Below are 18,302 nucleotides of genomic sequence, written 5' to 3'. Positions count from 1 at the left end.
ATTCGGATCTTTTCAACCGGATAAATGACATGCGTTTTTTTGCCGATTTCTTTTCCCTAGAATCGATTTCGATTCAATATTTCATTTAAACGCATGCATTACGTTCACGCATCGGATGCGCGGCGCGCCACGGCATCGGCCGCGCGTCGCGAAGGAGCGGCGCGATGACGGGCATCTCGCGCACCGCCGACCTCGCCCCGCCGCAACACGGCCGCATCGTGCAGCTCGACGGGCTGCGCGCGATCGCCGTCGGCGCCGTGTTCCTGCAACATGCGCTGAAGGCGCCGCTATGGATGGGCGTCGACCTGTTCTTCGTGCTGAGCGGCCTGCTGATCACCGGCATCCTGCTCGATCGCAAGGCGCGCGGACAGTCGTACTTCAGCCACTTCTACGCGCGCCGCGTGCGCCGGATCCTGCCGCCGTACGTGCTGCTGCTGGTCGTGTCGACGCTGCTGTTCGGTGCGAGCTGGCTGCCGCACTGGCCGTGGTTCGCGTTCTTCTCGACCAACATCGGGCTGTCGCTCGGCAGCATCGGTCACGACAGCCTGAACGTGCTGTGGTCGCTCGCCGTCGAGGAGCAGTTCTACATCTTCTGGCCGTTCGTCGTGCTGTGGTGTTCGGAGCGTGCGCTGCTGTGGATCGCCGCCGCGCTGATCGTCGCGGCGCCCGTGCTGCGCGCGATCGCGACGCCGTGGTTCGATTCGTTCTGGCCGATCTATTACCTGACGCCGTTCCGGATGGACCTGCTCGCCGCGGGTGCGCTGCTCGCGATCGTGCTGCGCCGCGACCGGCGCGCGCTGGAGCCGTTCTATCCGCTCGCGATCGTCGGCGCGCTCGTGGCGCTCGCGATCCTCGGCTGGCTGCACCTGTCGTTCCCGCGTTTCCGCGCGGCGAACACGCCGCTGTCGAACGCCGCGCTCTACAGCGTCTCGCTGCTGCTGTGCACGTCGATCGTCGTGATCGCGCTGCGCGGACGCGGCCTCGTCCAGCGCGTGCTGACGAACCCGCTGCTCGTGTACGTCGGCACCGTCAGCTACACCGTCTACCTGATTCACCTGAGCGTGCTGTACGCGCTGTGGCCGCTGCACCTGAACCGCTTCGTCACGGCCGCGCTCGCCCTCGCCATCACGCTCGCGTACGCCACCGTGAGCTGGTACGGCTTCGAGCGGCGCCTGACGCGCGGCCCCGCACGCGCCACGGTGCCCGCCGCCGCGCGCACGACCGCCTGAATTTCTCAATCCATCGATTCGACCAGGACATTGCCATGAGCCAAACTCGCAAGAAGGCCATCATCACGGGGATCACCGGGCAGGACGGCGCCTACCTGACCAAGCTGCTGCTCGACAAGGGCTACGAGGTCACGGGCACCTACCGCCGCACCAGCTCGGTGAACTTCTGGCGCATCGCCGAGCTCGGCGTCGACACGCACCCGAACCTGTCGCTCGTCGAGCACGACCTGACGGATGCCGGCTCCAGCCTGCGGCTGCTCGAACGCACGCAGCCCGACGAGCTGTACAACCTGGCCGCGCAGAGCTTCGTCGGCGTGTCGTTCGATCAGCCGGCCACGACCGCCGAGGTTACCGGCATCGGCCCGCTGAACCTGCTCGAGGCGATCCGCGTGGTGAGCCCGAAGACGCGCTTCTACCAGGCATCGACGTCCGAGATGTTCGGCAAGGTGCAGGCGATTCCGCAGACGGAAACGACCGCGTTCTACCCGCGCAGCCCGTACGGCGTCGCGAAGCTGTACGCGCACTGGATGACCGTGAACTACCGCGAGTCCTACGACCTGTTCGGCTGCAGCGGCATCCTGTTCAACCACGAATCGCCGCTGCGCGGCCGCGAGTTCGTCACGCGCAAGATCACCGACACCGTCGCGAAGATCAAGCTCGGCAAGGCGACCAAACTCGAACTCGGCAACCTCGACGCCAAGCGCGACTGGGGCTTCGCGCTCGAATACGTCGAAGGGATGTGGCGGATGCTGCAGGTCGACGAGCCCGACACCTACGTGCTCGCGACCAACCGCACCGAGACCGTGCGCGACTTCGTGCAGATGGCGTTCGCGGCCGCCGGCTACCAGATCGAATGGACCGGCAAGGGCGAACAGGAACGCGGTCTCGACGCCTCGAACGGCAACGTGCTCGTCGAAGTGAATCCGAAGTTCTACCGCCCTGCCGAAGTCGACCTGCTGATCGGCTGCGCGGACAAGGCCAAATCCAAGCTCGGCTGGGCGCCGGAAACGACGCTCGAGCAGCTTTGCCAGATGATGGTGGAAGCGGACCTGACGCGGAATCGTCACCATGACACGTACTGATGCCGGACGCGCGTCGCGCCGTGCGTTCGTCACGGGCCTGACGGGCTTCACCGGCCGCTACATGGCGCAGCGCCTCGAGGCGGCCGGCTACGACGTGTGGGGCACCGTGGCGCCCGGCGCGGCGCGGCCGGACGACCCGGCATTCGCGAACTGCACGCTGCTGCCGGTCGACCTGCTCGACGCGCAAGCGATGCGCGCGGCGGCCGCCGATGCGCGACCCGATGCGGTCGTGCATCTGGCTGCGCGTGCGCACGTCGCGCAGGACGAGCCGTCGCAGACTTACGCGGTCAACATCGTCGGCACGCGCAACCTGCTGGCCGCGCTCGCGGGCCTCGACCGTCGTCCGTCGGCGGTGCTGCTCGCCAGCAGCGCGAATGTCTACGGCAATTCGACGGCCGGCGTGCTCGACGAAACCGTCGCACCCGCCCCTGCAAACGACTATGCGGTCAGCAAGCTCGCGATGGAATACGCGGCGAAGCTATGGGCCGACCGCCTGCCGATCGTGATCGCGCGGCCGTTCAACTACACCGGCGTCGGCCAGGACGAGGCGTATCTGCTGCCGAAACTCGTGTCGCACTATGCGCGCAATGCGCCGCGCATCTCGCTCGGCAATCTCGACGTGAGCCGCGATTTCTCCGACGTGCGCGACGTGACGGCCGCCTATCTGAAGCTGCTCGAAGCCGCGCCGGCCGGCGAGACGTTCAACGTCTGCTCGGAGCGCGCGTATTCGCTGAAGGAAGTGCTGGCGATGCTGTCACGGATCGCGGGCTACGTGATCGACGTGACGATCGATCCGCGTTTCGTGCGGCACAACGAGGTGAAGCGACTGAGCGGGTCGCGCGACAAGCTGCGGCGCGCGGTGGGCGAGCTGCCCGTGACGCCGCTCGACGACACGCTGCGCTGGATGATGGAAGCGATGCGCGACGTGCCGCGGTCCGCGCAGGCCGGGCACGCCGGCTGATTCCGCCAACGCGCGCGACGCAGGCCAAAAGAAAATGGGCCGCTCGATCCGATCGAGCGGCCCATCTCATGTCGGCCGTGAAACCTGCCGCCGCGCTCAGCCCTCGAGGCCGCGCGCGAGATCGTTGCGCAGATCGCCCGCGTTTTCCAGACCGACCGCGAGGCGGATCAGCCCTTCGGTGATCCCCGCGGCCGCACGCGCTTCCGGCGTGACGCGAGCATGCGTCGTCGTCGCCGGATGCGTGATCGTCGTGCGCGTGTCGCCGAGGTTGCCGGTGATCGAGATCAGCTTCGTGCCATCGATCACGCGCCACGCATTCGCGCGCTGCTGCTCCGGCGTGTCGCCCTTCAGCTCGAACGACACGATCGCGCCGCCCGCCTTCTGCTGGCGCTTCGCGAGTTCGTGCTGCGGATGCGATTCGAGCCCCGGATAGAACACGCGCGCGACGGCCGGATGCGAATCGAGCCAGCGCGCGATCTCGAGCGCGTTCGTCGACTGCTTCTCGACGCGCAGCGACAGCGTCTCCATCCCCTTCAGCAGCACCCACGCGTTGAACGCCGACAGCGTCGGCCCCGCGCTGCGCACGAACGGGAACACCTTGCCCATGATGAATTCCTTCGAGCCGACCAGCGCGCCGCCGAGCACGCGGCCCTGCCCGTCGAGGAACTTCGTCGCCGAGTGCATCACGACGTCCGCGCCGAGCTTCAGCGGCTGCTGCAGCACCGGGCTGCAGAAACAGTTGTCGACGACGAACAGCGCGTTCGCGGCCTTCGCGATCTTGCCGATCGCCTCGATGTCGGCAAGTTCGGTCAGCGGGTTCGACGGCGTTTCGAGGAAGAACATCTTCGTCTCGGGCCGCACCGCTTCCTGCCATGCGTTCAGGTCGGTGGGATCGACGAAGGTCGTCGTGATGCCGAACTTGCTGAAGATCTGCGAGAACATCCCGAGCGTCGAGCCGAACAGGCTGCGCGAGCTGACGAGGTGATCGCCCGCCTGCAGCGCGGACATCACGACCGACATGATCGCGGCCATGCCCGACGCCGTCGCGATGCAGGCCTCGCCGCCTTCGAGCGCGGCGAGACGATCCTGGAACATGGTGACGGTCGGGTTCGTGAAGCGCGAATAAGTGAAATAGTCTTCCGAATTCGCAAAGCGCTCGGCCGCCTCGGCCGCGCTCGTGAAGCAGAAGCTCGACGTGAGGAACAGCGCTTCCGAATGCTCGTTGAAGTTGCTGCGCAGCGTGCCCGCGCGCACGGCGAGCGTGTCGAAGTTGAGGGAGTCGTCCATGTTCCGTTTTCCGTATTCGAGGGTCGCGCCGCGGGTCATGCATCGGGCGCGCACCCAGCCACAAAATCAGGCCAAAACAAAAAGCCCGCTATGCGTCGGCATCAGCGGGCTTCGGTGCGGTACGACAGCGATCGACTCGGGCCGGCTGCCGCCGGCCTTCGCTTTAGCTGTTTTGGGAAGTCGCCCCGCGTCCGCAAGCTGAATCAAATCGACGCAAGGCCACATCCTATCACGCTTCGTCGGAAGCGCGCGCCGGCATCACTCGACCGACAGTTGCAGGTTCATCTGCGAACGCGCGGTATCGCCGGCCGTATCGCGATCGGCCTGCGACGCCGGTGCGAGACGCGCGCGCTCGATCGCATCGAGGTACTCGGGCGTCACGGCGCCGGTGATGTAGTTGCCGTCGAAGCACGACGCCTCGAAGCGCTCGAGCTTAGGGTTGATGTCGCGCACCGCGCGGCGCAGGTCGTCGACGTCCTGATAGATCAGGTAGTCGGCGCCGATGATCTTCGCGACTTCGTCGTCGGTGCGGCCGTGGGCGACCAGCTCGCCGCGCGTCGGCATGTCGATGCCGTACACGTTCGGGAACTTCACGGGCGGTGCCGCCGACGCGAAGATCACCGACTTCGCGCCCGCATCGCGCGCCATCTGCACGATCTCGTGCGAGGTCGTGCCGCGCACGATCGAATCGTCGACGATCAGCACGTTCTTGTCCTTGAACTCGATGCTCATCGCATTGAGCTTCTGGCGCACCGACTTCTTGCGCACGGCCTGGCCCGGCATGATGAAGGTGCGGCCGACGTAGCGGTTCTTGAAGAAGCCTTCGCGATACTCGACGCCGAGCTTCGCGGCGACCTGCATCGCGGCCGGACGCGACGAATCGGGAATCGGCATCACGACGTCGATCGGCACGTTCGGCAGCTCGCGCTTGATCTTCTCGGCGAGGTAATCGCCCATGCGCAGGCGCACGTTGTAGACGGGCACGCCGTCGAGGCACGAATCCGGACGCGCGAGATACACGTATTCGAACATGCACGGATTCAGCGTCGGGTGCTCCGCGCACTGCTGGCTGTGGAAGTTGCCGGCCTTGTCGATGAAGATCGCTTCGCCCGGCTGCACGTCGCGCACGAATTCGAAGCCGATGCCTTCGACCGCCACCGACTCCGACGCGACCATCCACTCGGTGCCGTGTTCGGTCTCGAGCTTGCCGATGCAGAGCGGGCGGATGCCGAACGGATCGCGGAACGCGAGCAAGCCGTAGCCGGCGATCAGCGACACGATCGCGTACGAGCCCTGCAGGCGGCGATGCACGCCCGCGACCGCCTTGAACACCGCGGCCGGATCGAGCTCGAGGCCCGTCGTCGACAGCTGCAGCTCGTGCGCGAACACGTTGAGCAGCACTTCGCTGTCGGAATTGGTGTTGATGTGCCGGCGGTCGATCCGGAACATCTCGTCCTTCAGCTGTTCCCAGTTCGTCAGGTTGCCGTTGTGCGCGAGGATGATCCCGAACGGCGCGTTCACGTAGAACGGCTGCGCCTCGGCTTCGCTCGACGCCGAGCCGGCCGTCGGATAACGGACCTGGCCGATGCCGAAGGTGCCGGGCAGGCTGCGCATGTTGCGCGTGCGGAACACGTCGCGCACCATGCCGTTCGCCTTGTACATGTGGAAATTGCTGCCGTCCGCCGTCGCGATGCCCGCTGCGTCCTGACCGCGATGCTGCAGCAGCAGCAGGCTGTCATAGATCAGCTGATTGACCGGGGATTGGGAGATAACACCTACGATGCCGCACATGGCATGTCCTTCAAGATGACAAAATCGGTTCCGTCCTGCCCGGCCGCGTCGTCACACGCGCACATACTGGGCCATGCCGTCGGGCAGGAGCTGCTTCAGCTCGTGCACGCCCTGTTCGGCGAAAGGACGCAATAGCGCATTGCGCCAGAAATCCTGTTTGGGCAATTCGGTCAGCCCGGCCGCCGCGACCAGCAGCACCACCAGCACACAGCCGCGGACGAGCCCGAACATCATGCCCAGCGAGCGATCGACTCCGCCGAGGCCCGTCGCCTGCGCGATCCGCGACAACAGCGCGTTCGCGACACCCGCGACGAACACCACGCCGATCACGATCAGCGCGAACGCCAGCACCCACTGTGTCAGCGCGCCGCCCGGCCAGTTTGCCGGGATATATGGCACGACCAGTCCGACATAGCGGGCCGCGATCGCAATCGCCGCGATCCAGCCGATCAACCCGAAAATCTCCGAGACGAAACCGCGCCATGCGCCACGCAGCGCAGACAACGCGATCACCGCCAATACAGCGTAGTCGAAAGCCGTCAGCATCGCACGTTACTGCGTGAGTCCGGCTTCGCGCACCTTCGCGATCGCGGCGGACGCCGCCGCGCGATCCGCGAACGGGCCGGCACGCAGCAGTGTAGCCGTGCTGCCATCCGCCTGCTTGCGATGTTCGACATATGCGGGCACACCCGCCGATTTCAACTTGGTGGCCCACGAACGGGCCGTTGCGTCGTCCTTGAATGAACCGAGCTGCACCGCGAAGCGCGCACCGGCCGGCGACGCCGGCGACGATGCGTCGCCGCTGTCGGCCGCGGCATCCGCGTTCGCGACCGTCGCGGGCGCCGGTTTCGGCGCGGCCGGCTTCGGTGCGGGTGCGGCCGTGGCCGGCTTCGCAGCGGGCTTCGGCGGCGTCACGCTCGCCGTGGTCGTCGGGGTCGTGGTATCGGGCTTCGCGGCCGGCTTGGCTGCGGGCACGGCCGCCACGGCGACATCGGATGCCGGCGGTTCGTCGTGCGCGACGCCCGCCTGCACGTCGGACGCGTCGTCGTCGCGCGGTGCCACCGCCTGATGCGCGGGCCGGTTCGGGATGTCGATCGCGATGTCGTCCGTCACCGGCTTCGGGTGCGAATCGAGCACCATCGGCAGCACGATCACCGCGGCGACGACGAGCGCGATCGCGCCGACGAGACGCCGGCGGGCGCGTTGCTTTTCTGGAAGGGTCGGATCGAGGAGCAGTGCGTCCGATTCCGGACGCTCGGTGCGGCGCGTGCGTCGCTCGACGCGTTCAGTGCGCTCCGTGCGCACGTTCCGGGAGGCCCCGGTACGACCGCCGCGCCGCGGGGGCGCGTCGTCGTCTTTCTTGCCGAACGAGAAAATTCCCATGAATGGCTGAGTCCGAAACTGCCCGTCAGTCAGTGTTGCTGCGATTTCCGGTAGGCCATCACACCTGCCACCGTATGGAAACTGCCGAAAACCACGATTCTATCATTCTCGGATGCTCTTTTTAGTGCATCGCGAAACGCTTCGGCGGGCGACGCGAACCGCGTCACGCTCGAATCGGCCCCCTCCTCCACGCCGGCCTTGCGCAGCGCGGCTTCGAGCTGCTCCGCGCTCGCCGCGCGCGGCAGCGGCAGGTCGGTCACGCACCAGTGGTCGATCTCGCCCTTCAGATGCTGCAACACGCCGTCGATGTCCTTGTCGTGCATCGCGCCGAACACCGCGTACGTGTACGGGAAGAAGCCCATGTTGCCGAGATTCTGCTCGAGCACGGCCGCCGCATGCGGGTTGTGCGCGACGTCCAGCACGATCGCCGGCTTGCCGGGCAGCACCTGGAAGCGCCCCGGCAGTTCGACGTTGGCGAGCCCGAGCCGGATGTCCTGCGCGGACACCGGCAGCACCGGGCGCAGCGCCTCGAGCGCGGCCAGCGCGGCCGATGCATTGATCAGCTGATTCGCACCGCGCAGCGCCGGATACGCGAGCGCCGGATAGCGCTTCTCGCGGCCGAGGTAGCTCCATTGCTGGCGCTCGGCGCCCGGCTGCGCTTCGTAGCGGAAATCGCGACCGACCAGCCACAGGTCGGCGCCGATCGCTTCGGCATGCTCGACCAGCGTGTTCGGCACCGCGGGATCGCCGCAGATCGCCGGCTTGCCCGCGCGGAAGATCCCCGCTTTCTCGAATGCGATCTTCTCGCGCGTGTCGCCGAGGTATTCGGTGTGGTCGATGTCGATGCTCGTGACGATCGCGCAATCGGTATCGATGATGTTGACCGCATCGAGGCGACCGCCGAGGCCGACTTCGAGGATCACCGCGTCGAGCCCGCGCGACGCGAACAGGTGCAGGATCGCGAGCGTCGTGAATTCGAAGTACGTGAGCGACACCGGCTCGGGCAGCGACGTGCGCGCCGCCTCGACGGCTTCGAAGTGCGGCAGCAGCTCGCCGTCGCTCACCTGCTGGCCATTCACGCGCGCGCGCTCGCCGAATTCGAGCAGGTGCGGCGACGTGTGGCAACCGACCTTGTAGCCCGCATGAACGAGGATCGCCTCGAGGAACGCGCAGGTCGAACCCTTGCCGTTCGTGCCGCCGACCGTGATCACGGGGCACGCGAATTCGAGCTGCAACGCCGCCTTGACCTGCCCGATGCGGGTGAGGCCCATGTCGATGCCGACCGGGTGCGCGCGTTCGAGATGCGAAAGCCACGCGTCGAGAGTGGGAAAAGTGCTCATCGGATCAAATCTGAATCGGTACCGCCACTACGCCAAAAAACGAAACGCGCCGCCCGGCGGTTCAGCCGGGCGACGCGCGCAGTTCACAACGCCGCGCCAATCAGGCCAGCGCGTCGGCCGGCTGTCGCTGCAGCAGCGCGAGCAATTGCGCGATCTCGTCGCGCATCTTGCGGCGGTCGACGATCATGTCGATCGCGCCGGTCTTCAGCAGGAATTCCGCGCGCTGGAAGCCTTCCGGCAGTTTCTCGCGAACCGTCTGCTCGATCACGCGCGGGCCGGCGAAGCCGATCAGCGCCTTCGGCTCGGCGATCACGACGTCGCCGAGGAACGCGAAGCTCGCCGACACACCGCCCATCGTCGGGTCGGTCAGCACCGAGATGAACGGCAGCTTGGCTTCGGCCAGCTTGGTCAGCATCGCGGTGGTCTTGGCCATCTGCATCAGCGACAGCAGGCTTTCCTGCATCCGCGCGCCGCCCGACGCCGTGAAGCAGATGAACGGCACCTGCTGCTCCAGCGCATTCTGCGCGCCGCGCGCGAAGCGCTCGCCCACGACCGAGCCCATCGAGCCGCCCATGAACGAGAATTCGAAGCAGGCCGCGACGACGGGCAGCGTGTGGATCGCGCCGCCCATCACGACCATCGCGTCGGTCTCGCCCGTTTCGTCCATCGCTTCCTTCAGACGATCGGGATACTTGCGGCTGTCCTTGAACTTCAGCGAGTCGACCGGCACGATTTCCTGGCCGATTTCATAGCGACCTTCCGGATCGAGCAGCCCGTCGAGACGCTCGCGCGCACCGATGCGCATGTGGTGATCGCACTTCGGGCACACGTGCAGGTTCGCGTCCACGTCGTTGCGGTACAGCACGGCCTCGCAGGACGGGCACTTGACCCACAGGCCTTCCGGAATGCCCTTGCGGCTTTTCGGGTCGGTCTGCTTGATCTTCGGCGGCAACAGTTTGTCGAGCCAGCTCATCGTATGGTTTCCTGTTCCGTGGCGGGGCGGGCCGACCGGCCCGTTCCCGCTTCCTGTGTTGTGTTTATCGCGCCGTCTTGCCGGCGCCGTCCAGGGCGGCGCGCAGCTCGGCGATGAAAGTCTTCAGCGCGGCGGCGGCGCCTTCCGGCGCGGCGCTCTCGAGCAGCTGCACCAGGCGGCTGCCGATCACGACGGCGTCCGACACTTCGGCCACCGCGCGCGCCGTTTCGGCGTCGCGGATGCCGAAGCCGACGCCCACCGGAACCGGCACGCGCGACTTGATGGCCGGGATTTTACCCGCAATGCTCGAAACATCCAGATTTCCGGCGCCGGTCACGCCCTTGAGCGACACGTAGTACACGTAGCCGCTCGCGATCTTGCCCACGTCGGCGATGCGTTCGTCGGTCGACGTCGGCGCGAGCAGGAAGATCGGATCGATCTGCACGGCACGCATTTTCTCGGCGAACACGCCCGCTTCCTCGGGCGGATAGTCGACGACGAGCACGCCGTCGACGCCGGCCGCCTGCGCTTCGGTCGCGAACGTGTCGACGCCCATCCGCTCGATCGGGTTCGCATAACCCATCAGCACGACGGGGGTTTTCCGGTCGGTCTCGCGGAAGCGCTTCACGTCGGCGAGCACGCTCTTCAGCGTGACGCCGCGCGCGAGCGCGCGCTCCGACGAGCGCTGGATCACCGGGCCGTCGGCCATCGGGTCCGAGAACGGCACGCCGAGCTCGATGACGTCGGCGCCGCCTTCGGCGAGCGCGTGCATGAATTCGACGGTCTTCGCGGGATCGGGATCGCCGGCCGTGATGAACGGGATCAGGCCCTTGCGGCCTTGTTCGGCGAGTGCGGCGAAGGTCTGCTGGATACGGGAGGACATGGCAATTTTCCTTGATGCGATCGGCACTGCGGCGGCGCGACTCACGCGCACGCCGGCGTGGCGAGCGCGTTCACGCGCTCGTGCGCGATCGCGCAATAACTTTCGTTGATCTCGTAGCCGACGAAGTCGCGCCCCTGCCGTGCGCAGGCCACCGCGGTCGTGCCGCTGCCCATGAACGGATCGAGCACGCGGCCGCCCGGCGGGCAGCTTGCGAGCACCATCCGCTCGATGATTTCCAGCGGCTTCTGGGTCGGATGATCGACGCGCTCCGCGTGCTGCCGGTGCAGGCGCGAGACCGACCAGACGTCCTTCGGGTTGTAGCCCATCTCCAGCCACTTGCTGCCTTCGAACAGCTTGCGCGAGCGGGCCTTCTTCGTGTCGGCGTCGTACGGGATGCGGACCGGATCGAGATCGAAGTAATACGCCTTGGAAACCGCGAAAAAGCCGATGTTGTCGTGCACCGACGTGAAACGGCGCGTCGTGCCGCCCATGCTCGGCACGCGCCGGTCCCAGATGATCTCGTTGACCATCGTGAGCTTCGTCTTCAGGAAGCTGAAGATTTCCGGCGCGTACTGCCACGTGCAGAAGATGTACATCGACCCGCTCGGCTTGAGCTTCGGGATCGCGAGCTCGAGCCACTCGCGCGTCCACGCGAGAAAGTCGTCGCCCGAGCGCTTGTCCGAGTCGTTGCCGTAGTCCTTGCCGAGCCCGTACGGCGGATCGGCGACGATCAGGTCGATCGACGCATCCGGCAGGCGCGCGGCTTCGGACATGAAATCGCGGTTGTGCAGCTCGATCCCGGACGGCAGCGCGCACGGCACGGCGACGGCGGACTGCACCGCCTCCGCTTCGCTCGCGGCACCGCCGCCCGGTTGTTCGATCAGGTCACGCATCGGTCGGGGTCAGAGCGCGATGCCCGATCGCTCGGCGACCGTGTGCATGTCCTTGTCGCCGCGGCCCGACAGGTTGACGAGCAGGATCTTGTCCTTCGGCAACGTCGGCGCGAGCTTCACGCCATACGCGATCGCGTGGCTCGACTCGAGCGCGGGAATGATCCCCTCGATCCGGCAGCAGTCGTGGAACGCCTTCAGCGCCTCTTCGTCGGTGATCGGCACGTACTGCGCGCGGCCGCTGTCCTTCAGCCATGCGTGCTCGGGACCGACGCCCGGATAGTCGAGCCCGGCCGACACCGAATGCGTCTCGATGATCTGGCCGTTGTCGTCCTGCAGCAGGTACGTGCGGTTGCCGTGCAGCACGCCGGGGCTGCCGGCGATCAGCGACGCCGCGTGACGGCCGGTGTCGAGGCCGTCGCCGGCCGCTTCGACGCCGATCAGCTGCACCGACGTGTCGTCGATGTACGGATAGAAGATGCCCATCGCGTTCGAGCCGCCGCCGACGCACGCAATCACCGCGTCCGGCTGCCGGCCGGCGAGTTCCGGCATCTGCACCTTGCACTCGTCGCCGATCACGCGCTGGAAGTCGCGCACCATCGCCGGATACGGGTGCGGGCCCGCGACCGTGCCGATGATGTAGAACGTGCTTTCGATGTTCGTGACCCAGTCGCGCATCGCTTCGTTCAGCGCGTCCTTCAACGTGCGCGAACCCGATTCGACCGGCACGACCGTCGCGCCGAGCAGCTTCATCCGGTAGACGTTCGCGGCCTGGCGGCGCACGTCCTCGGCGCCCATGTAGACGATGCACTCCATCCCGAAGCGCGCGCAGATCGTCGCGGTCGCGACGCCGTGCTGGCCGGCGCCGGTTTCGGCGATCACGCGCTTCTTGCCCATCCGCTTCGCGAGCAGCGCCTGGCCGATGACGTTGTTGATCTTGTGCGCGCCGGTGTGGTTCAGGTCCTCGCGCTTCAGGTAGATCTGCGCGCCGCCGAGCATCTCGCTCCAGCGCTGCGCGTGATAGATCGGCGACGGACGACCGACGAAATACTTCAGTTCGCGCTCGTATTCGGCGACGAAATCGGGGTCATTGCGGAATTTTTCGTACGCCGTGCGCAGTTCGTCCAGCGCGTGAATCAGCGTTTCAGCGACGAACACGCCGCCATACGGGCCGAAGTGGCCGTGATCATCAGGAAGGTTGTACATGGTGTCACTCTCGATCGGTCGGCGCGCCCCGCTGTCGGGGCCGCACCGGCTTGCATCACCCGGCGTCCGCTTCGCGCACCGCGCGTACGAACGCCGCCATCCGGGCGTGATCCTTCACGCCCTTCGCGCCGTCCACTTCGATGCCGCTCGAGACATCGACAGCAAACGGGCGCAACTGGCGGATCGCATCACCGACGTTTTGCGCGTTCAAGCCACCACTCAAAACGGCCCGATGCGCGAGCTCTGCGGGAATAAGTGACCAATCGAAGACCTTGCCGCTACCGCCGTAATCCGGCACCAGGGTGTCGAACAGGAGGCCGCGCGCTTTCGAATAATGAAGAGCCGATTCTACCAAATCGGCCGGCTGCGTCGAGGGGCCGACGCGCACCGCGCGCAACCACGGCAGACATGCCGCGCGGCCGAGGGCGTCGCACTGCTCGGGCGTCTCGTCGCCGTGGAATTGCAGCACCGTGAGCGGCACGTCGCGCACGACCGCCTCGATCTCGGCTTCGGTCGCGTTCACGAACAGCCCGACCACCGACACGAACGGCGGCGCGAGGCGTGCAAGCTCGGCCGCCTGCGCGATCGACACCGCGCGCGGGCTCTTCGGATAGAACACGAGGCCGATCGCGTCGGCGCCGAGCGCGGCGGCGTGCAGCACGTCCTCGGGGCGCGACAGACCGCACAGCTTGATGCGCGTGCGCGGCGCGAGGCCGGCCGCGGCGGGAGTCGGAGAAGACACGGCGTGATCCGTCATGGTTGTGGGTCCAGGTCGGCCCAGACGCTGCTCCACGGCACGCTGCCGAGCTGCGCGGGCGGGACGGCGAATTCCGCCGGGTAGCCGACATGGGCGAGGTACAACCCGTCGGCCATGAACGTGGGCGCGGCGAGATTGCGGTCGCGCCCGGCCAGCACGTCGGCGAGCCAGTCCGCCGAATAGCGGCCGCGTCCGACCGCGACGAGGCAGCCCATCAGGTTGCGCACCATGTGGTGAAGGAACGCGTTCGCGCGGAAGCGGAAATGAATGAAGTGGCCCGCACGCCGCACGTCGATCTGGTACAGGTGTTTGACCGGCGTCTTCGACTGGCATTCCGACGACCGGAACGACGAGAAGTCGTGCTCGCCGATCAGGTGCGCGGCGGCGACGCGCATTGCGTCGTCGTCGAGTGGCGTGTGGATCCAGCCGGCCCGACCGGCCAGCATCGGCGAGCGCACGGGGTGCACGTACAGCGCGTAATAGTAGGTGCGTTCGAACGCCGAGAAACGCGCATGGAACGTGTCCGGCATCGGCTTCGCCCACTGCACGGAAACGGTCGGCGGCAGGAACGCGTTGGTGCCGCGCACCCACGAGAAATCCGCGCGGTCGAGGTCCGTGTCGAAGTGCACGACCTGCCCGAGCCCATGCACGCCCGTGTCGGTCCGTCCCGCGACCGTCGTGTGCAGCGGCACGCACGCGAATTCGCCGAGCGCGCGCTCGAGCGCGTCCTGCACGGTCTTGCCGTGCGGCTGCGCCTGCCAGCCGCAGAACGCGGCGCCGTCGTACTGAATCCCCAGCGCGATCCGCATCACGCCTCTTCCGCCAGTTTCGCGAGCAGCGCGCGCGCATCGTCGCGCGTCGCGGCGTCGTTCGCGTCGACGACTTCCTGCAGCAGCGTGCGCGCGCCGGACAGGTCGCCCAGCTCGACGTACTCGGACGCGAGATCCAGCTTGTTGCGTGCGATGCGCGCGAGCTCTTCCGGTGTCAGCGCGGGCAGCACGGCGCCCGGCGCGGACGGCAGGTCGAGATCGAAATCCAGCTTCAACGCGCCGAACTGCGCGCCGCCGAGCGGCGGCAGCGACGACGGCGCAGATGCGCCACCCGCGCGCGGCGCGGGCGATGCCGCCTCCGGATCCCAGTCGAACTCGTCGTCCTGGTCGGCCGGGTGCTCCGGCAACGGATCGTTCGCACCAACGGGCTGGTGCGACGTGGGCTGACCGTTAGTTGCGATTTGCTCGCTTTCGGCTTGCCCTTCCCGAACGGCCGGCTCTTCTGCCGTACGCGGCGGCAGCGGCATGTCAAGGCTGTTCAGCGCGCTGATCGCGTTCTGCATCAGTGCCGCGTGCTGATCGTCGTTCGTCGCCGGCGCGGCGGGCTTCGCGTCCTGTGGTGCCGGCTCTGCGGCGGGCGTCAACGCGGCGGGCGCGGCCGGCGCTTCCTTTTGATCGTCTTGCGACGGCGTTGCCGCTTCCGGTGACGAAGGCACGTCGAGATCGCGCGTTTCAGCCACCTCCGCCGCTACCGCAGCGGCCGAAACGAGATTCACATCGGCGGCTGCGTCGCGTGCGACCGGTGTCTCGGGAAGAATCGGCGGCACGGGTTCGACGGGCGACGATGATGCACCGGCATCCGAAGCAGCCGCCCCGCCGGATTCCGCGGCGACCGCCTCGGCGCGCCGCGCTTTCCGGCGCTTGCGCCATGCGAAGCCGGCTGCGAGAACGACCACCGCCGCGCCAGCCGCCGCGGCCGGGCGCCAGTCGATCTGTTCGGAATCGCGCGCGGACGGCGTCGCCGTCACGGGCGCGGCCGGCTGCACGGGGGCCGACGCCGGCTGCGCCGCACTGGCGGCCACGCCGGACGCCGCCTCGCTCGCGGCGGGCGACGACGCGGCAGCAGATGCGCCGTCATTCGCGGCGGGACGCGGGGCAGCAGGCGCCGGCGCGGGTGCAACGTTGTTCGTCGCGGCCGGCTTGCCGATTCCGTGTTTCTGCAGCTCCATCAGCACGCGATTCTTCAGCGCGAGCAGTTGCTGCAGGCTCGACGGCCGCGGCTGCGACGCGCCCGCGACGGGTGCCGCCGCAGATGGTTCGTGCATGCCTTGAGCCTGGCCGCCTTGCGCGGGTTCGATGGCGGCTTCGCTCGCGGACGACGGGGTCGCGGACTGAATCGCGCCGCTCCACACGTGCGGCCCGCTTGCACCGACCACAGGCGCGGCCGGCTGTACGGGCTCGACCGTCGACGCGCCATGCGTGGCGGACGCGCCGGTCGAAGCCGATGCCCCTGCCACGACTGCCGCCGCTGCGACACTTGCGCCGCTGACGGGTGCCGCATGTGCAGCCGGCGCCGTTTGCACGGCCGACCCCGGATGCGGCGCGGACGCGCCATGCTGCGTAGCCACCGCCGCAGCCGCGGCCGTACCCGACGCGGCGGCCACCGCGGACGCGGCCGATGCACCTGACGCACCGGCCGCCGCGCCCGTCGCGTCGAGCGCCGGCACCGTCAGCGTCGCGCCGACTTTCAGGCGGCTCGGATCGCGCTTCATGAATGCCTGCGGGTTGGCGTCGAACAGCGCGCGTCCGGCACGCGCGAGCACGCCCGGATCGTGCGACTGCGTGGCCGCCTTCGCGAGATCGTTCAGCGACTGGCCGGGCTGGACCGTCACGGTGAGCGGCGCGGGGCCGCCTGCGGCGGAAGCCGGCAGTTCGACGGTGCCGGCCGCCCAGGCCGACGCGGCCGCGCCGAGTGCCAGGATCGCCAGCGCGCCGCGCACGGCGCGCGACAGACGGGACTGACGCGGAAACAAGGAAATTCGGGACATCGTAGGCTCTATCGCCGCGCGCGGGCGCGGCTCGGATTCGCGTAGGGAAGCGTCAATAAAGTCGCCGCAGAAATGCAAAAGCGTCGCGCAGAACGCGACGCTTTCAGCGACTCTGCGCGTCGTAACCGCATAGTTTACTTCACGCGATCAGGTTCCGGCCGAATTCGTCGCCGGCGGATGCGGCCGTCCATCCCGATGCATCGGCGCAACCGCTACCCGCACCGCGCCGCCGGCGCGCGGATCGCGTCCCCGCCATGCCGACCCTCACCATCAATCGTGCACGGCAGTTTTATCAAAAAGGGATCATCAATCGATGACAATTGTTGCGGCCGCATCGCCCCGGGAATGAATTCATGCCCGTATCGTTCGCGTCGCGCCCCTCTCGCAAGCGACTCCGGGTTTTCGCGCGTATACCGCAGCGCCAACCAACAAAAAACGCCTGCCGCCCCGCGAAGGGCAGGCAGGCGTTTCGCGTCGCGCGCCGACGGGGCGCGCAGCGCGGCCCGATCCTTACTTGTCGAGCAGGATGCGCAGCATGCGGCGCAGCGGCTCGGCCGCGCCCCACAGCAGCTGATCGCCGACCGTGAACGCCGACAGGTATTCGCCGCCCATCGCAAGCTTGCGCAGGCGACCGACCGGCACCGTCAGCGTGCCGGTGATCTTCGCCGGCGACAGGTCGCGCATCGACGCTTCGCGCTCGTTCGGCACGACCTTCACCCAGTCGTTCGCCGACGCGAGGATGCCGTTGATTTCGTCCAGCGGGACGTCCTTCTTCAGCTTGATCGTCAGCGCCTGCGAATGGCAGCGCATCGCGCCAATCCGCACGCACAGACCGTCGACCGGGATCGAACCCGGCTCGCCCATGGCCGGCTTGCCGAGGATCTTGTTGGTTTCCGCGCCGCCCTTCCACTCTTCCTTCGACATCCCGTTGCCGAGATCCTTGTCGATCCACGGAATCAGCGAACCCGCGAGCGGCACGCCGAACTGGCTCGTCGGCATTGCATCGCTGTTCATCGTCGCGAGCACGCGGCGGTCGATGTCGAGAATCGCGGAAGCCGGATCGGCGAGCTGTTCCTGCACCGAACCGTGCAGCGCGCCCATCTGCGACAGCAGTTCACGCATGTTCTGCGCGCCCGCGCCCGATGCGGCCTGGTAGGTCATCGCCGTCATCCAGTCGACGAGGTTCTCGCGGAACAGGCCGCCGAGCGCCATCAGCATCAGGCTGACCGTGCAGTTGCCGCCGACGAAGTTCTTCGTGCCCTTGACGAGCGCGTCCTTGATCACGTCGAGGTTGACCGGATCGAGGATGATGACCGCGTCGTCCTGCATCCGCAGCGACGAGGCCGCGTCGATCCAGTAGCCGTTCCAGCCGGCCGCGCGCAGCTTCGGAAACACGTCGTTCGTGTAGTCGCCGCCCTGGCACGTGATGATCACGTCGCACTTCTTCAGCTCGTCGACGTTGGTCGCGTCCTTGAGCGTAGTCTCGTTTTTCGCGAACGACGGCGCCTTGCCGCCCGTGTTGCTGGTGCTGAAAAACACCGGTTCGATCAGGTCGAAATCACCTTCTTCCTGCATGCGTTGCATCAGCACGCTGCCGACCATGCCGCGCCAACCTACGAGACCTACGTTCATGACTAACCCTTTGAATGGAGCTTCCCCGCCATTTCCGCCCCCGGCGTGACCGCGCGGGGAAACAGGCGGG

General features: G+C 67.4%; 16 protein-coding genes. 3 read left to right on the top strand and 13 right to left on the bottom strand.

What is annotated here, in order from left to right; translation table 11 throughout:
• Positions 1-164: 164 nt before the first annotated feature.
• The 3 genes from WS45_RS11850 to WS45_RS11840 are packed head-to-tail and all read left to right on the top strand — an operon-like array spanning position 165 to position 3,272.
• Positions 165-1,229 (top strand): acyltransferase family protein, encoded by a 1,065-nt coding sequence (locus tag WS45_RS11850; RefSeq protein WP_059699941.1) that lies wholly within the window; start codon positions 165-167, stop codon positions 1,227-1,229.
• Positions 1,230-1,264: 35 nt separating this feature from the next.
• Positions 1,265-2,311 carry a GDP-mannose 4,6-dehydratase gene (gene gmd, locus WS45_RS11845; protein WP_059524769.1) on the top strand — a complete coding sequence of 349 codons (1,047 nt, stop codon included), beginning with the start codon at positions 1,265-1,267 and terminating at the stop codon, positions 2,309-2,311.
• Positions 2,298-3,272, top strand: coding sequence for an NAD-dependent epimerase/dehydratase family protein (locus WS45_RS11840; RefSeq protein ID WP_059699939.1), 975 nt, complete (start codon positions 2,298-2,300; stop codon positions 3,270-3,272). Before gmd ends, WS45_RS11840 begins: the two co-directional genes overlap by 14 nt.
• A 96-nt stretch (positions 3,273-3,368) precedes the next feature.
• Here the strand turns inward: WS45_RS11840 and WS45_RS11835 are convergent, their stop codons facing one another.
• The 13 genes from WS45_RS11835 to asd all read right to left on the bottom strand — a co-directional run bounded on the left by WS45_RS11835 (position 3,369) and on the right by asd (position 18,232).
• Positions 3,369-4,559, bottom strand: coding sequence for an O-succinylhomoserine sulfhydrylase (locus tag WS45_RS11835; protein WP_059700570.1), 1,191 nt, complete (start codon positions 4,557-4,559; stop codon positions 3,369-3,371).
• A 258-nt stretch (positions 4,560-4,817) separates the two neighbouring features.
• A complete protein-coding gene (gene purF / locus WS45_RS11830; RefSeq protein WP_059524765.1) occupies positions 4,818-6,350 on the bottom strand; it encodes an amidophosphoribosyltransferase in 1,533 nt (510 codons plus the stop codon).
• 51 nt (positions 6,351-6,401) lie between these two features.
• Positions 6,402-6,896: a CvpA family protein gene (locus tag WS45_RS11825; protein ID WP_059524763.1), complete on the bottom strand. Its 495-nt coding sequence runs from the start codon at positions 6,894-6,896 to the stop codon at positions 6,402-6,404.
• Positions 6,897-6,902: 6 nt separating this feature from the next.
• Positions 6,903-7,733 carry an SPOR domain-containing protein gene (locus WS45_RS11820; protein WP_059699937.1) on the bottom strand — a complete coding sequence of 277 codons (831 nt, stop codon included), beginning with the start codon at positions 7,731-7,733 and terminating at the stop codon, positions 6,903-6,905.
• Positions 7,734-7,762: 29 nt separating this feature from the next.
• A complete protein-coding gene (folC, locus tag WS45_RS11815; protein WP_059689702.1) occupies positions 7,763-9,073 on the bottom strand; it encodes a bifunctional tetrahydrofolate synthase/dihydrofolate synthase in 1,311 nt (436 codons plus the stop codon).
• Positions 9,074-9,173: 100 nt separating this feature from the next.
• Positions 9,174-10,046 (bottom strand): acetyl-CoA carboxylase, carboxyltransferase subunit beta, encoded by an 873-nt coding sequence (gene accD / locus WS45_RS11810; protein ID WP_044843820.1) that lies wholly within the window; start codon positions 10,044-10,046, stop codon positions 9,174-9,176.
• Between the two features lie 64 nt (positions 10,047-10,110).
• Positions 10,111-10,929, bottom strand: coding sequence for a tryptophan synthase subunit alpha (trpA, locus tag WS45_RS11805; RefSeq protein ID WP_059524757.1), 819 nt, complete (start codon positions 10,927-10,929; stop codon positions 10,111-10,113).
• A gap of 41 nt (positions 10,930-10,970) precedes the next feature.
• Entirely contained in the window at positions 10,971-11,822 is an 852-nt protein-coding gene (locus WS45_RS11800; protein ID WP_059524755.1) for a DNA-methyltransferase, read from the bottom strand.
• A 9-nt stretch (positions 11,823-11,831) separates the two neighbouring features.
• Positions 11,832-13,025: a tryptophan synthase subunit beta gene (trpB, locus tag WS45_RS11795; RefSeq protein WP_059524753.1), complete on the bottom strand. Its 1,194-nt coding sequence runs from the start codon at positions 13,023-13,025 to the stop codon at positions 11,832-11,834.
• A gap of 55 nt (positions 13,026-13,080) precedes the next feature.
• Positions 13,081-13,782 carry a phosphoribosylanthranilate isomerase gene (locus WS45_RS11790; protein ID WP_059699935.1) on the bottom strand — a complete coding sequence of 234 codons (702 nt, stop codon included), beginning with the start codon at positions 13,780-13,782 and terminating at the stop codon, positions 13,081-13,083.
• Positions 13,779-14,591 (bottom strand): tRNA pseudouridine(38-40) synthase TruA, encoded by an 813-nt coding sequence (gene truA / locus WS45_RS11785; RefSeq protein ID WP_059699933.1) that lies wholly within the window; start codon positions 14,589-14,591, stop codon positions 13,779-13,781. The genes WS45_RS11790 and truA overlap by 4 nt, the downstream gene beginning before the upstream one ends.
• Complete coding sequence (locus WS45_RS11780; RefSeq protein ID WP_059699932.1) at positions 14,591-16,600, bottom strand: FimV/HubP family polar landmark protein; 2,010 nt, start codon at positions 16,598-16,600, stop codon at positions 14,591-14,593. Before WS45_RS11780 ends, truA begins: the two co-directional genes overlap by 1 nt.
• 510 nt (positions 16,601-17,110) lie before the next feature.
• Positions 17,111-18,232: an aspartate-semialdehyde dehydrogenase gene (gene asd / locus WS45_RS11775; RefSeq protein ID WP_059466419.1), complete on the bottom strand. Its 1,122-nt coding sequence runs from the start codon at positions 18,230-18,232 to the stop codon at positions 17,111-17,113.
• Positions 18,233-18,302: the final 70 nt, after the last annotated feature.

The sequence above is a fragment of the Burkholderia sp. RF2-non_BP3 genome, assembly GCF_001522185.1.
GTDB classification, from domain to species: Bacteria; Pseudomonadota; Gammaproteobacteria; order Burkholderiales; family Burkholderiaceae; genus Burkholderia; species Burkholderia diffusa.
Note: the sequence above shows the minus strand (reverse complement) of the source record. Positions and strands in the feature narration are given on the sequence as shown.